The organism is Acinetobacter sp. ANC 4910 (genome assembly GCF_004331035.1).
Classification (GTDB): Bacteria; Pseudomonadota; Gammaproteobacteria; order Pseudomonadales; family Moraxellaceae; genus Acinetobacter.
The window spans coordinates 16,295-31,732 of the sequence record NZ_SJNT01000009.1 but is presented as its reverse complement, the minus strand read 5'-3'; the positions used below and the strand labels follow the sequence as shown (position 1 = coordinate 31,732).

General features: G+C 36.3%; 14 protein-coding genes. 10 read left to right on the top strand and 4 right to left on the bottom strand.

The genetic code is table 11. The features are described 5' to 3' along the window. Nucleotides 1-224 precede the first annotated feature (224 nt). Nucleotides 225-1,292 carry an asparaginase gene (locus E0H82_RS11130; protein ID WP_016167979.1) on the bottom strand — a complete coding sequence of 356 codons (1,068 nt, stop codon included), beginning with the start codon at nucleotides 1,290-1,292 and terminating at the stop codon, nucleotides 225-227. Nucleotides 1,293-1,596: 304 nt separating this feature from the next. Here E0H82_RS11130 and E0H82_RS11125 point away from each other — a divergent pair, with 304 nt between their 5' ends. The 3 genes from E0H82_RS11125 to E0H82_RS11115 all read left to right on the top strand — a co-directional run bounded on the left by E0H82_RS11125 (nucleotide 1,597) and on the right by E0H82_RS11115 (nucleotide 4,386). After that, nucleotides 1,597-2,886, top strand: coding sequence for a dicarboxylate/amino acid:cation symporter (locus E0H82_RS11125; protein ID WP_131264785.1), 1,290 nt, complete (start codon nucleotides 1,597-1,599; stop codon nucleotides 2,884-2,886). A 993-nt stretch (nucleotides 2,887-3,879) separates the two neighbouring features. After that, entirely contained in the window at nucleotides 3,880-4,104 is a 225-nt protein-coding gene (locus E0H82_RS11120; protein WP_131264783.1) for a hypothetical protein, read from the top strand. A 168-nt stretch (nucleotides 4,105-4,272) separates the two neighbouring features. After that, nucleotides 4,273-4,386: a hypothetical protein gene (locus tag E0H82_RS11115; protein ID WP_116763000.1), complete on the top strand. Its 114-nt coding sequence runs from the start codon at nucleotides 4,273-4,275 to the stop codon at nucleotides 4,384-4,386. Nucleotides 4,387-4,500: 114 nt separating this feature from the next. Here the strand turns inward: E0H82_RS11115 and E0H82_RS11110 are convergent, their stop codons facing one another. The 3 genes from E0H82_RS11110 to E0H82_RS11095 all read right to left on the bottom strand — a co-directional run bounded on the left by E0H82_RS11110 (nucleotide 4,501) and on the right by E0H82_RS11095 (nucleotide 8,590). Continuing rightward, nucleotides 4,501-5,898, bottom strand: a complete 1,398-nt coding sequence (locus E0H82_RS11110) for a PLP-dependent aminotransferase family protein (protein ID WP_131264781.1) — start codon at nucleotides 5,896-5,898, stop codon at nucleotides 4,501-4,503. Nucleotides 5,899-6,123: 225 nt separating this feature from the next. After that, nucleotides 6,124-7,128 (bottom strand): cytochrome d ubiquinol oxidase subunit II, encoded by a 1,005-nt coding sequence (cydB, locus tag E0H82_RS11100; protein WP_131264779.1) that lies wholly within the window; start codon nucleotides 7,126-7,128, stop codon nucleotides 6,124-6,126. Beyond that, the gene (locus E0H82_RS11095) at nucleotides 7,121-8,590 is read right to left on the bottom strand and encodes a cytochrome ubiquinol oxidase subunit I (RefSeq protein ID WP_131264777.1); all 1,470 of its coding nucleotides are present in this window, start codon (nucleotides 8,588-8,590) and stop codon (nucleotides 7,121-7,123) included. Before E0H82_RS11095 ends, cydB begins: the two co-directional genes overlap by 8 nt. Before the next feature lie 292 nt (nucleotides 8,591-8,882). Between E0H82_RS11095 and E0H82_RS11090 the strand changes: the two genes are divergently transcribed. The 7 genes from E0H82_RS11090 (at nucleotide 8,883) to E0H82_RS11050 (ending at nucleotide 15,012) form a co-directional block, all read left to right on the top strand. Continuing rightward, nucleotides 8,883-9,698, top strand: coding sequence for a hypothetical protein (locus E0H82_RS11090; RefSeq protein WP_131264775.1), 816 nt, complete (start codon nucleotides 8,883-8,885; stop codon nucleotides 9,696-9,698). A 902-nt stretch (nucleotides 9,699-10,600) separates the two neighbouring features. Beyond that, the gene (gene rpe, locus E0H82_RS11075) at nucleotides 10,601-11,278 is read left to right on the top strand and encodes a ribulose-phosphate 3-epimerase (RefSeq protein ID WP_131264773.1); all 678 of its coding nucleotides are present in this window, start codon (nucleotides 10,601-10,603) and stop codon (nucleotides 11,276-11,278) included. A 28-nt stretch (nucleotides 11,279-11,306) separates the two neighbouring features. Then, the gene (gene hemE, locus E0H82_RS11070; protein WP_131264771.1) at nucleotides 11,307-12,371 is read left to right on the top strand and encodes a uroporphyrinogen decarboxylase; all 1,065 of its coding nucleotides are present in this window, start codon (nucleotides 11,307-11,309) and stop codon (nucleotides 12,369-12,371) included. Between the two features lie 19 nt (nucleotides 12,372-12,390). Then, nucleotides 12,391-12,828 (top strand): MarR family winged helix-turn-helix transcriptional regulator, encoded by a 438-nt coding sequence (locus E0H82_RS11065; RefSeq protein ID WP_131264769.1) that lies wholly within the window; start codon nucleotides 12,391-12,393, stop codon nucleotides 12,826-12,828. Between the two features lie 204 nt (nucleotides 12,829-13,032). Next, nucleotides 13,033-13,524 (top strand): MarR family winged helix-turn-helix transcriptional regulator, encoded by a 492-nt coding sequence (locus tag E0H82_RS11060; RefSeq protein WP_131264767.1) that lies wholly within the window; start codon nucleotides 13,033-13,035, stop codon nucleotides 13,522-13,524. 2 nt (nucleotides 13,525-13,526) lie between these two features. Beyond that, entirely contained in the window at nucleotides 13,527-13,865 is a 339-nt protein-coding gene (locus E0H82_RS11055; RefSeq protein ID WP_016167963.1) for a DUF6616 family protein, read from the top strand. A gap of 346 nt (nucleotides 13,866-14,211) precedes the next feature. Then, entirely contained in the window at nucleotides 14,212-15,012 is an 801-nt protein-coding gene (locus E0H82_RS11050; protein ID WP_131264765.1) for an MBL fold metallo-hydrolase, read from the top strand. Nucleotides 15,013-15,438 lie beyond the last annotated feature (426 nt).

Sequence of the window (15,438 nt, the reverse complement as noted above, 5' to 3'; positions counted from 1 at the left end):
TTTTTTGCTAAGTAGTGATTGGCAAAATATTACAAACCTTAAAAAAAGTATATTTTTTAGATACAAAAAAAGGGCTAGAAAATAACAAAAAACATCACAAAAAAGGTTTCTTAGAAAAAAGCCGAGTGATTGAAAGTATGAAAATTAAAAAAATAAAAGGCAGATTCATCTCATTTTTGCTGAATCTGCCTTTAATGTTTAGATCAATAACGTTAATTTAACGCTTAGTAGTTCCAGAACATGTTTTGAATTTCTTTTGCATCATTGGTTTTAGTTAATGCTAAAGCCATTAAAAGACGTGCTTTTTGTGGATTCAAATCATGTGCTGCAATCCAACCATATTTATCATCAGGTTGTTCGGCATTACGAAGTACAAACCCTTGTGCAACACGTGATGAACGTACAATTTGAATACCTTGTTCATCATGTAATTTTCTTACTTCAGGGACTAAATAATTCGCCATTGAACCATTGCCCGTACCTGCATGAATAATTGCTTTTACACCAGCTTTAGCAAAAGCTTGGTATGCATCAGGCATCATGTTGTCTGAACCATACACAATTTGCACACTTGGTAATGCATCACCCTGAATTTTTTCAATATTAAATTCAGAATTATTGGTATGTTTTTTTACAGAACTTCTGAACCAGTAAGGCTTACCTTCAACCAAAGTTCCTAAAGCTCCCCATTGACTTACAAAGGCATTGGTGTGAATGTTGATTCCTTTTGTCACATCACGTGCAGCAAAAATCGAGTCATTCATTAGTACCATCACGCCTTTGTTTTTTGCTTCATTAGATGAAGCAAGCGCGACTGCACTATACAGATTTAAAGGACCATCTGCAGATAGAGCAGTAGATGGACGCATAGAACCTACCAATACAATTGGCTTGTCGGTATGTACAACTAGGTTAAGGAAAAAAGCGGTTTCTTCCATGGTGTCCGTACCATGAGTAATCACTACACCATTCACTGACGGTTTTTTGACTAGATCATTGACTTGACGGGCTAAAGATAACAATTCCTTATCTGTAATACTTTCAGATGCAACTTGAAGTGCCTGAATACCCGTGACATTTGCTAAATCGTTTACTTGAGGGACTGCTTTAATTAACGCATCAACAGGTACTTTTGCAGCACTGTAAGTTGCGCTGTTTGTTGAACTTGCACCAGCGCCTGCAATAGTTCCACCCGTAGCAACAACAACAACATTGTTTTTTGCATAAAGCGACATAGATGATGCAAGGAGGGTAAGTGCCAAGCCGCACGATTGGAGAGTTTTACTTATCATTAAACAAATCCTAGTTCTGTCAATTCCACTAATTGTAATGTTTGATTTCAACAAACATATTTCATATTTAAGATTCTTTAATTCAAACAGTCATTGGCATTTTGTATAAATACTTAATAATCTTTATGCATTTTTTGCATAGTAAAATACTTTTTTTCATTGTTAATTTGAATTGATATTGTTTAGATTCTGCCAAGCACCCCTAAGTCAAATGGATATTTGGCATAGTAGGAAAAAAATCATAACATCCTATAAAACAATAGGATGTTTTTATCGATTTTAGGGTATTAAAAGGAAATTTTATATGAATCAGAAGAAACTATTAAAATTTATTCTAGTTGCCATGGTATCTGGAATATTAATTGGTTGGCTTTTTCATAGCAATTTGAGCATTACTCAGGCTGAAAACATCGCTTCATATTTTAAGATTCTTACAGATGTATTCTTAAGATTAATTAAAATGATTATTGCACCATTGGTATTTGCGACGATCGTCTCTGGTCTCATTTCAATGGGTAAATCATCATCTTTAGGTTCAATTACACTTAAAGCAATGAGTTGGTTCATTGGCGCTTCACTTATTTCTCTACTTTTGGGTATGGGTTTAGCCAATTTATTTCAACCTGGCGCAGGTATGAATCTCCCAATACCGACTGCACCAGTTGATGTAGGTGTAACAGCAACGAATCTAAGCTTACAAACCTTCATTACGCACATTTTCCCAAAAAGCTTCGCTGAAGCCATGGCGAATAATGAAATTCTACAGATTTTGGTATTCTCCATTTTCTTTGGCTCTGCATTAGCATACGTGCATCATCAGCAAGATGAAGGTACGGTAATTGCAAAAATTCTTGATGAATTGTGCCGTGTCATGTTCCGTATTACAGACTATGTCATGATGTTTTCACCAATTGCTGTGTTCGCAGCAATTGCATCGGCCATTACCTTAAAAGGTCCGCAAATTATTCTCGACTATAGTGTTTTTATTGGCGAGTTCTACACAAGTTTATTGATTCTTTGGACAATCATTATTGGTGTCGGCTATATTTTCCTTAAAAAAGATGTTTTCCGTTTACTTAAAACAGTACGTGAACCAGCCGTTTTAGGTTTTGCCACTGCAAGTAGTGAATCAGCTTATCCAAAGCTTATGGTTGCTTTAGAAAAATTTGGTGTACCTAAGCGTATTACCAGTTTTGTGCTGCCATTAGGTTATTCATTTAATTTAGATGGCTCAATGATTTATATGTCTTTTGCGGTGTTATTCATTGCACAAGCCTATAACATTGAATTAAGTCTATCTCAGCAAATCTTAATGCTTTTAACCTTGATGATTACCAGTAAAGGGATTGCAGGTGTATCTCGTGCATCATTGGTGGTTATTGCGGCAACATTGTCGATGTTTAAACTACCAGAAGCAGGCATTTTGCTTATTCTTGCAGTAGACCATTTCCTCGATATGGGGCGTACCGCAACCAACATTATTGGTAACAGTGTTGCAACTGCTGTAATTGCTAAAACTGAAGGCAATAAAGTTGAAGAGCACGAAAGCGTTTTGGCACAACCGCTCATTCCAAATGATCAAAATGCATCCTAAGCAATCAAAATCATTGTATTGCTGAAAAAACATCGCTTAGGCGATGTTTTTCTTTTTATGATCATAAAATAATAATTTTTAATAAGATGAAAAGGTGGGTGCTAAACGTTTTCACTTTTTCTTATTATAGAAAAAGATAAGCAGCACCAGAATGATCGCCATGATGAATGTAATAATAATTGTTTCCATAGCTTGACCTATTAGGCATAGATTTACTCTAATTTTAACATAGACTTAAAAACTCGGATCACTTTTTCGTTGAGAGTTCAGTTTTAAGTTTAATCGGGTTTATTTAGCTTTACACTCAATGCTTTCATCAGATTGATTGCTGTTTAGAGTCAATTCCAATAAACAGTAAGAGCATTGAAGAGATTTTTATATAATAAATTGGGTAGAAAAATAAAAACGCTTTGATTACACAATCTTTTAGGCTAACTTAGCCCTGAAGTGCATTGTCTGAATTACAGATAGCCATTGATTTAAGACAAGAAAAAATAGAGTCCTCTGTTGAGTGACCACACAAAGTGCATAACACTGCTCCTTATGTTAGGTAGTCTCTAATTCTTTTGTGTAACTGATGCTCACTTTCTTCAATGTTTATCAATCAATTCGGAATTTATAGAGTAAAACTTATGTTACATAAGTTTTTTTTCTGTTTAACTCAACATTGCAGAAAGTCACTTAATTACATTTGTGCTCTCATTCCTATGACTACACAGGTTTTTTGCAGTATTGAAACTTAAGAATAGTCATCTATTCAAAAGCATGCTGTGCTAGCAATGAGCTTAAGTAGGGTTCACATTCACTATAGACTTCTTTTATGGCTGCAAAATTGTTAAATTAATAAAGTAGGTTTAATCACAAAATGATCAAAAACAGAGAAACAAATCAACAAAACTAACTGTGAATAGCTACAGGTGATGAAGACAAAAAACAGAGGATGTTATTCAATACAACGTCTCTAAATTTATTCCGTGACTTAGGATATTCCTTATGTCGAATTTTATCATTGTTGCTAAGCAATCGGGCATAGAAGTGTATTACGGCACTCGTCACGATAAGCAAACCATACTGGGTTCGCTTCCAGAATGGTTGGCTAGCTTAAGTGATGGTGACTGTCTGTATACGGAAAAAAGAGCAAAATCCTTAGTGTTACTTTTACAATCCCATTATCAGAATTCTGATCAAATCACAGATATTTCTATTCAAGAAATATAAAGCATTCTATCGATTATTTTTCCAGATACACCAATAAGCCAAAAGCCAGTGTTTTGAATGATATACACATCCTATCTGTTATATTGATTTCGGCGTGAACTGTACCTATTGTTAAATTTTATGGACAGTAAAATAACAACAAAGTTAGCGCAGCTCTAGGGATTCACGATGAATTTTTTACTTAAAAAAAATAAAGCATGGTTTGTATTCTTTATCATTACCTTATATTCATTTCTCGGGTTCTTTATCGGCTTCATTATCTGGGAATATTTTTTAAACTAAGCTCTCCTTTTATTAGCAAGACAAAGCCCGCTTATAAATAGATAAACACTTTACATATTTATATTGCTCGAAACGAATCGAGTAAATCTTTATATATTTGCTGGAAAAAATTAGCTATCGCTCCGAAATCTGGGCGATCAAAAGATCTAATTTTTTGATCATTTCATCATTCATTTCGAAAGAACAGTTGATACGAATATGGTTTTGCTTTTTATTTTTCCGATAAAAAAGAATACTTGGCGCCACACCAATATCATTCAAAATCAGTTTTTCATAAATGCGACTGCTATCGATATGTTCTGGTAGGGTAATCCATAGAAAATAGCCCGATGGATAATAACTGACCTGACAATCTTCGGGCAACGATTTTATTAGATATTGATAATATTGGTTTTTTAACCGCTTCAGTGTATTCCTCAAACTTTTTAAATGTTTTTCATAATGGCGATGCGTCAGATAATCCGCCAGTGCATTTTGAATAAAGGAGTTCACCGAAATGGTACTCATTAATTGTACATGCTGTATATGTTCCGAAAATTTCCCGGCATAAACCCAACCGACACGAAAGCCTGCACCCAGCGTTTTGGAAAAAGAAGAGCAGTGTAGTACCAAATTTTGCTGATCATAATATTTCATTGAAAGTGGCTTTTTTTGATCGTAATAAAGCTCCTCGTAAACATCATCTTCAATTAAATAAATTTCATGCTCATGTAAGAGTTTTGCCAGTTCAAATTTTATGTCTTCATTCACCGTAAATCCAATTGGATTGTGGCTATTCAGCATAAGCAAACAAACTTTAATGGAGTAGGTTGTAATTGCTTTTTTAAAGGCTTCCAAATCTAGACCATGTTCAGGATGCTCTGGAATAGTAATGACTTTTAAACCCAAATTTTCAGCAGCTTGCCATGCGCCATAGAAAATAGTTTCTTGTAGAAGAATATATTCGCCCGCTTGAGTCATGGCTTTCAGTGATAAGTTTAAAGCATCCAACCCGCCAGAAGTAATGACGATGTCTGAAGGATCGGTTGGAATGCCTTGCATGCAATAACGTTGGGCGATCTGTTTTCTTAATTCATAATTACCGGGAGGCAAACTCGGCGTTTGCTCATAGCTAATACGGTGCTTCGCCTGTTGCGCTAAGGTTTGCATCAGCTTAGGAGAATAAAGCAACTGGCTATTTGGAAATGCACTTCCCAAAGGTACAATTTTTTCAGATTGAATTGATTTTAAATATCTAAAAACCAAAGAGTTAATTTCTATTTTTTCATTCAAAACAACTTTTTTGGCCAAGGCAACCTGTAACGGATTTTCAGCCACAAAATAGCCTAATTTCTCTTTTGAGTAGATAAGTCCTTGTGCTTCAAGCTCTTGATATGCATTCATGACAGTAATCAGGCTAAATCCTGATGCTTCGGCTTGTTGGCGTAAAGAAGGAAGCTTTTCGTGTGGCTTCCAAGTCCCCGTTTCAATCAGATGTTTTAGACTTAGTGCAAGTTGTTCTGATTTATACATAAGGTGTCATGCTCATATAAGAAATGGATAGCTGTATTCACACAGCTATCCAAAGTTTAAAGTAGGAGGTTTATCATTAATATGCAAAGCTTAACAAAAGTCTAAAGAATCCAGCAATTAAGCTAAGTGATAAGAAACCTAAACACCATAATAAAATGAACCATGCTGTTGGACTTAATCGATTTTGCAATTTTTGGATTGGATTTTGCATTGTCGTTATCTCCATTAATGATAGCCTTCATCACCTATACGTACTTTGTCACGAAATACCCAATAGGACAAAAAGGTGTAGATCAAAATAATTGGAATTAGAATGATGGCGCCCACCAATGCAAACTTCATACTGGATTCAGGTGCCGCTGCTTGCCAGATGGATACAGAAGGAGGAATGATATTCGGCCATAAACTAATCACAAAGCCCGTAAATGCGAGAAAAACCAGACCTAATGTGAAAACAAAAGGTTGAACATCTTTTTGCTGTGCACAAGCTTTAAGAATTAATCCAGATAAAATCAGAACCAAAACAGGTACAGGGCTAAAATAGTAAAGATTCGGCAGGCTCAACCAGCGTTGTGCAATTTCAGGATGGCTTAGTGGTGTATACAAACTGACTGCACCAAATACAACCAATAAAACCATGATCAGCTTGGGCATCAAGCTATACATTTTGTGTTGTAAATCTGCCTCAGTTTTCATAATCAACCATGCACAACCTAAGGCCGCATACATAATTACCACGCCAATACCAACGAATATAGAGAACGGCGTTAACCAATCCAGTGCACCACCACTATAAATGCCATTCTGAGTTTCAATTCCTTGAATATAAGCACCTAGAATCACACCTTGAAAGAAACTTGAGAAAAAAGAACCGCCTATAAACGCCAAATCCCATAAGTGTTTAGTACGATGTGCTTTAAAACGAAACTCAAACGCTACACCTCTAAAAATCAAAGCCACGACCATCAGAATAATCGGCATATACAGTGCAGATAATACCGTTGAATAAACCAGAGGGAAGGCGGCAAATAATCCTGCTCCGCCTAAAACCATCCAGGTTTCATTGCCATCCCATACAGGCGCAACCGTATTCATCATTACATCGCGTTCTGGTTGCCCTTGAATGAATGGGAAAAGAATGCCTATGCCAAGGTCAAAGCCATCCATGACCACATAAATTAATACACCCAACCCAATAATGCCGACCCAAACTAAAGCAAAATCAATCATGGTGCTTCTCCTTGTGATCAAAGTTATTATCGTTTGGCAGGCCTTCAGTCGTATCAATAGCTTCATCAACCGCACTTAAAGGTCGCATTGGCGTTTTAAAATGCCCAACGCCTGTGAGATGCGTATCTATGCTGTCTATAGCTGTTGGACCAGCTTTGATCAAACGCAACATGTAGTAAATGCCTGCACCAAATACAATGGTATAGACCAGTACAAAAATAATTAAACTGATACCCACTTGATTTGCGGTGACCGTCATGGACAAGCCATCTTTGGTTCGTAAAACGCCGTAGACTACCCAAGGCTGACGACCAACTTCTGTTGTGACCCAACCTGCAAGTAAGGCGATATAACCCGTGGGTCCCATAATCGTGGCAAACTTATGAAACCAACTGCTTTCATATAAGTTACCTGTTTTACGCAACCATAATGCGGTGAGTGACATAAACACCATCAGCATGCCGAGCCCCACCATAACTCGGAAACTCCAGAACACCACTGGAACAGGTGGACGATCTTCAGGAGCAAAATCTTTTAAACCTGTCACTTTGCCATCTACAGAATGGGTGAGAATTAAGCTGCCTAAATTTGGCACACCAATCTCCATCATATTCCGTTCATTTTCCATATCAGGTAATGCAAATAACAGTAAAGGCATGCCATGATCATGATTGGTTTCCCAATGACCCTCTATCGCAGCCAATTTGCTGGGTTGATGCTCTAAGGTATTCAAACCATGTTGATCCCCAATTGCTACTTGCAGGCAGGAAGTTACAAGAACCATCCATAGTCCCATCGAAAAGGATTTTTTCACCAATTCATCACGGCGCCCTTTGAGTAAATGCCATGCAGCAGTGCCCACCACCAATAATGAGGACACAAGAAATGCTGCAGTTGCCATATGTGCAAAGCGATATGGGAAAGAGGGATTAAATACAATAGCCCACCAATCAGTAGGCACAATAATGCCTTTTTCTATGGCAAAGCCTTGTGGTGTCTGCATCCAACTATTGGATGACAAAATCCAGAACATGGAAATACAAGTTCCGATAGCGACCATAAGGGTAGCAAAGAAATGAGCTTTGGGATTCACACGTCCCCAGCCAAACAGCATGATGCCTAAGAAACCCGCTTCAAGGAAAAAAGCACTGAGGACTTCATAAGTGAGTAAAGGCCCTGTAATGGAACCTGCAATTCGTGAAAATTCACTCCAGTTGGTACCAAACTGATATGCCATGACAATACCTGAGACGACCCCCATGGCAAAGGCGACCGCAAAAATCTTAATCCAGTATTTGAACAGATCCTTATAAATTGGATTTTGAGTACGTAACCATTTCCATTCCAATAGGGCCAGAAAACAAGCTAAACCAATTGAAGTTGCAGGAAAGATAATATGAAAAGAAACAGTGAAAGCAAATTGAATTCTAGCCAGTTCTAGCGCAGTTAACCCAAGGCTCATAGAAACCTCCTTTGCAAACTACAGCGAATACAAACGAGACAAGCAAAGCGTAGTGCAATGTCATAACTAACTATAGATCGTTTCATAAAAACTACCTACTTTAAATAATTGTCAAGATTTTGCAGGACAATATATTTAAGCTGTAGGTACAAGATACCGATAATAAAAATATAACAGAACTAAAAAGTTCTAGCATTTCTGTTATATTTTTATTTATAGTTTTTTGTAGCTACTTATGACAATCAAATAAGATGAAAATAGATCGAAATAAGTCAATTTAGTCGGTCATGAAATGTTTGTAACTCAGAGTTTAAACAGTATTCCTGAAATTGTTGAAAATGAAATTTTTTCCGAAGTACTGCAAAAGAAGCTTGCACAACACTATGTCAACTTAGAGGCAACATTACTTAGGGCTAAAGTTTTACGTGAGCTCTCAAAATCTAAAGTGCACTATATTATTCAATCTGCAATTCAAGCACATCAGTACAATGTGGCGTATTTATTTTCTCCCTTTGTTCTTGCAAATCTGAACCAAAAGGTCATCTACCAGAGTCCAGCAACCGATGCTGTTTTGGATATTTTAAATCCATATTATCAGGCAGGGAAAAGCCAAAATTTTAAGGCTGATGCCGCGCTGGAAGCTCTCAATCTGTATGTAGATTTGAGTTATCTAGAGCTTAATGCAGTTGATTTTTTTTATTATTCCTTACTCAAGGCACTTTCTAGAACAGACGTTTCCAATATCTATCTGATCACTGACTTAAAACTGAATAGACAAAAGATAGAAGAACTTGAGAAATTTTTAAAAATTCAAATTCATATTATTCAAACTGATCCATATGACCAAATCACAGATTGCACTGAACTTAACATGCATAAGTTACTGTTTAAACGTAAAGATCAAACTTATATTGAAATATGTGAAAAATTTTCAAAATTAAACGCACAATTACTCTGCGCGAATGGAAGTTATAGCTTGGAACAGGCATCTCGACTGATTGAAGATATGTTTTATGCAGAACATATTTATGAAAAATTATCGGTTTATGCTGAATACATTCAAACTTGCTTACAGAAAGATGTCTCGAATCTAAAGATAATGGCTTAATTGATGCTGTTAAATGCCAAATTCAAGCAAGTATGGTGAAATATAATTTAATCTTTGGTAGGTCTATTACCTAAATAGTTATTATTACAGGTTTTATGACTTAATCCATATGACAAAGATTTTGGCTTAACACCGTTAAAATGTGAAAAATTACTTAAAAAAATTACAGCAAAACTTATGATTACAAATGGATTTCAGCGATAAACCTTTCGTGCATTAATTAGCGACCTGATAAATTGGGAAAAATTCGAATCCTATAATTTTGATTAAACTTCATACAACAAGCATAAAATTATTTTAGTTGCAATTACCAAAAGAGATACTTTGCGCGCAAAGTATTATTTTTGTAGAATAACGCTCTAATTATAGAAGTACAAATTAGTGGAATTTTTTAAAATGAATTGTTCTATAGATATTTTATTGAAAATAAAAAAATGGGGAACGTTAACTTTATGATGAAAGCCAATAAAGAAAAAGCTTCCAAGAATTAAGAAATGCTTTGCCAGAATATGTTGATATTTTTTATGCGCTCAAAGTTAATCCGAACCTATCGGTTGTCAAATTAATTAAGTCTTACGGCGGCAACACAGAAGTATGTTTTTAACGATGGTGACATGATCCTCGGCTCACTTTATCAAAACCAATTCAGTTAACTGATGAACAAGCTGGTCGCTTTCTAAACGAAATTGATTGTTTTTTGACTATTCTGCTTGGAACAAGTGGTTTATTTGTTGGTGATAAATTTCATTCGAAATCACAGTATTTAGGAAAAAATGCAAAAGTAAGCTGGTACGAAGGTGGTCATCACTTACATTTAGAAAACTTAAGTCACGAGATGATTTTGGATATCAAATCCTCTTTTGCAAATTATTGATAACTATTTTTATATTTAGGCGCTTTATATGAATGACATTTGGATTGCTCCCTCAATTCTAGCAGCAAATTTCGCCCGTTTAGGTGAAGAAGTGAAGTCAGTATTAGATTCTGGTGCAGATATGATTCACCTTGATATTATGGACAATCACTATGTTCCCAACTTAACCATGGGGGCTCAAGTTTGTTCTGCACTTAGGTCTGAAGGAATTCAAGCACCGATAGATGTGCATCTGATGGCTTCACCAGTAGATTCCTTGATCGTTGATTTTGCAAAAGCGGGTGCAAACTATATCTCTATTCACCCTGATGCCACTATTCATTTAGATCGTTCAATTCAGCTCATTAAAGACCTAGGATGCAAAGCTGGCTTGGTGTTCAACCCAGCAACTTCGCTTGATTCATGCAAGTACCTTATGGATAAAATCGATTTAATGCTCATTATGTCGGTAAATCCAGGATTTGGCGGACAAAAATTTATACCTGCTGTTCTTCCTAAAATTGCTGAGGCACGAAAGTTAATCGATTCAAGTGGTAGAAATATTCGTCTTGAAGTGGATGGTGGCGTGAATGCGGGCAATATCGCTGAAATTGCTAAATGGGGCGCAGATACATTCGTAGCTGGAACGGCGATATTCAATACTTCTAATTATCAAGAAGCTATTTCAGAAATGAAAAATGCTGCAAATCATCATCGAATTAGCTAAATCCCCATCTATATAATTAGAGCCTCAAATGACCAACTTTGCACCACTTAAAAATACTAACTTTATTAGAGCCTTACAAAAACAACCCGTAGATCGAACACCAATCTGGATGATGCGCCAAGCTGGTCGCTATCTTCCTGAATATCGAGCCGTGCGTAAAATGGCAGGAAATTTCATTAACCTAATGAAAACACCTGACTATGCAACTGAAGTAACTTTGCAGCCAATCCGACGTTATGATTTAGATGCAGCAATTGTATTTTCTGATATTTTGACTATTCCTGATGCAATGGGTTTAGGTTTATATTTTGAAGAAAATCATGGACCTAAATTCAAAAACCCTATACGTTCTGAACAAGCGATCAATAATTTAGAGATTCCTTCCCATGAATCTTTATCTTACGTATATCAGACAGTCAGCCAATGTCGTCATGAGCTCAATGGCAAAGTCCCATTGATTGGATTTTCTGGAAGTCCGTGGACATTGGCTTGTTATATGGTCGAGGGACAGGGTTCAAAAGATTTTATTACGATAAAAAGTATGCTTTATAGCAACCCCAAAATATTACATCAATTACTAGAAAAAAATGCTCAAGCCGTTGTACAGCATCTTAAATGTCAGGTAGAAGCTGGCGCACAGGCCATCATGATTTTTGATACGTGGGGAGGGTTACTAAGTCGAGCTGCTTATCAAGAATTTTCCCTAAAGTACATTTCCTTTATTTTAGATAGTTTAAAAGACCAGTTAGGTGAGCGTTCAGTTCCTTCAATTGTCTTTACAAAAGGAGGTGGTCAATGGCTTGAAGAAATGGCAGGATGTGGAGCGAATGCTTTAGGACTCGACTGGATGACTGATCTGGATTTAGCACGTCAGCGAGTGGGTTCTAAAGTTGCCTTGCAGGGTAATCTCGACCCCGCAGTATTACTTGCCCATGATTCTGTAATTCAAAACGAAGTGAATAAAGTCATGACATCTTTTTATGGAAAACAAAAAGATGATACAGGTTTTGTGTTTAACTTGGGGCATGGAATTTCGAAGGAAACAAACCCAGATTCGGTGTCCGTGTTAATTGAGGCTGTTCATCGTTTTTAATTTTTTCAGGACATAACAGATGAGTTCGATGCTAGATACATTTAATTTTGACAAAATGCTCTGTTTTACACTGTATTCGACGACGAATGCTATGATGCGAAACTACACCAAACCATTATCTGAACTTGGAATAACATATCCTCAACTTCTGGTGTTGGCTGCTCTTTGGAATCAAAATCACTTGTCATCTAGCGAACTGAGTGAGCAAACTTTGTTTGATCTTGGTTCACTCACACCGATCATTAAACGACTTGAGAAATCAGGTTTTGTTGTAGTAGCTATAGATACACTTGATCGTCGCCGTAAATATATTTCATTAACTGAATCTGGTCAGAATTTAAAAGATCCTGTTGCGAAAATCTTCCAAGATACTAAGTGCAAACTCAATCTGAATGAAAATGAAGTGAATTCGACCTTAAAAGTCTGTGCAAAAATTAAAAGCGAACTTAAGCTTTAGATAAGTGAATGGTATAGAACCTATTGTTTATGGGGGTTAGGAGAATCATATCCCATGTTTTTCCTACCGATTCAAAGGCATGTAGGTTTTGTATTATGTCGAAAAGACCTATTAAATTAATTTTTGTTTAACTCAAATCTAATATTGACAATATTACATAGATACCAATATAGTTTGGTGGCTTACTATTTTGTGACTAACTAAATGCCTCTTGATAAAAAATACCAAGTGCTTCTAAGTGAAGTAAATAAACGTCAACTTCCTGATATTAAAAGTATTGAGCTGTGCTTTTTAACACTTTCTCTTGCTTCACATATAGATAAAGATTGTGCAGACCAACTTTCTGTCCATGGTTTATCTGAAGGACGGTTTATTTTGTTATTTTTGCTTGATGCAGCAAATCAAGAAGTAGCACCGAAGACTTTAGCTGAGCAAGCAGGTATCACCCGATCAACAGTTACAGGTCTACTTGATGGTTTAGAGCGTGAAGGGTTGGTAGAACGACATGCTGATACAGAAGACCGCCGTGCTCTCAAAGTTAGACTTACATTGAAAGGGGAGTCTATGGCTAAAAATGTATTTGATCAGCATAGCCGTTGGATTGCAAAAATATTTGGAAATTTATCTACACAAGAGCACAAACAGTTAACCCAATTATTAACAAAGGTTTCCAATAATCTTCATCACAAGGAATAATTATGAATCAGTATTTGATCGAACTCTATACCCCTAATTCAGCTTGGAAAGCATTATCATTAGATGAGCGTACCCAATATTTAAATAATGTTGGAGCTGCGATGGGCAAATTATCGGATCTTGGTGTTAAAGCATTAACACTCACACAAATTGACTCTAATGTTGATCAAAGTAGCGAGCATCAATTTTTAGGAATTTGGCATTTCCCTAACGAAGAAATTCGTGATGTGTTACTTGCTGGTATTAAAGCGAGTGGTTGGTATGACTATTTCAACCATGTTAATGCTGCTGGCAAGGAAACTAGCTTTTCTGAACATATTACGGCACTGTCCAATATTTAACTTTAGAAAAAAATTAATGACCTAGTTAAATATCATAAATATACCTATATGCTTTCACAATAAAGCCACTCCAGATTATTAATTATGGAGTGGCTAAATCGGGGTGGACAATTCCTCTGTGTCCAATGAAATTCCTCACCCAAACTGCATTTAGTGGATTCAAATTGGGTATCCGTTGAGAGCGAGGATAGATCTTATCAACTTTGACATGAGTTCACTTCACATGGACAAAGTCGGTTTTGTTTAATTTAGCTAAATATAGCCCAAAAGCGTTATTGCACCATTTAGTAAACTCATTGTAAGGTCATATCTCTACTTTATAGCAATAAAACTGACAGACTTTACAATGAACATTCATCATTTACGTAGTGCTACTTTTATCATTGAAACTGGGAACAATTTTATTCTTATTGACCCAATGTTAGGTAAAAAAGGATCTCTCCCTGCATTTTCCTATTTGAAATTTAAGGCTGAGAAAAATCCGTTGGTTGAACTTCCCGACAATGCAGCGGAACTTTTAGAGAAAGTCACGCATTGTTTTATTACGCACAGCCAAACCTTCAATATCAGAGCATTCCAGCATACCGATCATTTAGATCGAACTGGAGAGAAGTTTTTAGCGGATAAACAAATTCCTGTATATACGTTTAGTAATGATGCACCTTACCTGAAAAATCTGGGTCTAAATGTTCAGGCAGGAATTGAGCATTGGAAAGAAATCCAGTTTTTGGGTGGTCGCCTCGTTGCTGTCCCTGCGAAGCATGGGCATGGTTGGATCAGTAAATTTATGGCGAATGGTTGTGGCTTTTTTCTGGATCTACCGAATGAACCATCAATTTACATCAGTGGTGATACCGTGCTCACTGAGGATGTAAAAACTGCGATTTTTCAGTTTAATCCAGATATTACTGTTGTGGCAGCAGGCGAAGCACAAATGGATGTTGGAAAACCCATCTTAATGACTGAAAGTGAAGTCAGAAAATTTATCCAACTTTCCCCAAAGCATGTGATTGCGAATCATTTTGAGGCGTTAAATCACTGCCCAGTGAAAAGAGCGGATATTCAAAATCTTGTTACCGAAATTGGGGAAAAAGATCGCGTCTATATTCCTGATGATGGACAAACCCTGAGTTTTCATTTGAACTAGTACATCAACGAATATGAAAACCATAGCCGATGTTTATACAGTTCAAGAATGACATCAATGTTCGCAATGGAAAAGATGTAGATAATGATAAAAGGGCTCAACAGGTCACTAGGGAAAATTTTTCTTTAGCGCATTTATATTTATTTGAGTTATGTAAGCTAGAGCCTCGTTTAGGGTATTTAACTGATGCTAATCGAGGGGCTAGTTCATAAATAATTTTTAAACTTATCTATAACTTCCAATATCTTATTCATATAAATTATTTATTTAAAACAATTATGGCTTATAAACCTAACGGATATATTTGAGAAGATTTCCAAAATTTCCTCGCAGCTAATGATTATTTTGAGATTCTCTATATTGTATTTATGCTCACCATTAAATTGTAAATATAAAGTAGCTGAACCTGATCTATAACCTGAGTAT